General features: G+C 70.8%; 1 protein-coding gene. It reads left to right on the forward strand.

The window, feature by feature from the left end; all coding sequences use genetic code 11:
• The coding region (locus tag AC2W7M_RS26605; protein WP_486136199.1) for a DUF2865 domain-containing protein at nucleotides 1-677 on the forward strand (677 nt) is incomplete at its 5' end.
• Nucleotides 678-771: the final 94 nt, after the last annotated feature.

Genomic DNA, 771 nt, shown 5'->3' on the forward strand with positions numbered 1-771 from the left:
GCCCGGCGCCAGCACCCGCTCCCGTGCGCCACGCCGCGCCGCAGGCCTATGCGCCGCCGATCGACTTCTTCTCCGCGCTTTTCGGCCCGCGCTCTGTGCCCAATGACGGGCGCCCCTCCATCACGATCACTCCGGGCGGGCGTTCGGGCGAGGGCTATGGCGAGGGGGTGGGCGAGAGGCCGGCGCGGGGCGGGGTCGGCAGCTATGCGTTCTGCGTGCGCACCTGCGACGGACGCTACTTCCCCCTCCAGGGCCGTCCGGATACCGGCAACGCACCCGCAGCACTGGCGCAGTGCAGCAGCTTCTGCCCGGCGGCCAAGATGGACGTTTATTATACATATTCCTCGGACAAGGCGATCGACGGCGCGGTCAATGCCAGTGGGAAGACCTATACCTCCCTCGCCACCGCCTTCGTCTATCGCGAGCGCCTGGTTCCCGACTGCAGCTGCACCGGCGGCGGCCGCGCGGGGGGCATGCATTACGTGGACATCACCGAGGATCCCACGCTCCGGCGGGGCGACATCGTCATGACCGCCTCGGGCGCGAAGGTGTTTGCAGGCGGCGCCAAGGCCAAGCCGCCCTATCGTGAACGGGACTTCGTCGCGCCGGAGCGGTTCCCGGCGCTTCCGGCCGCCATGCGCAAAGCGGATCGCCGAACTGACCACATGGTAGGATGAAGGCGCGGCGGGAGGATCCGACCGCGGCCCCCGGTGGACGCGGCGTTGTGGCCGTGCCGGTCAGGCGCCCTTGGCCGCTTGCGGGCGGGCGCGG

Source organism: Xanthobacter sp. BG11Y11_SDJG (assembly GCF_057364445.1).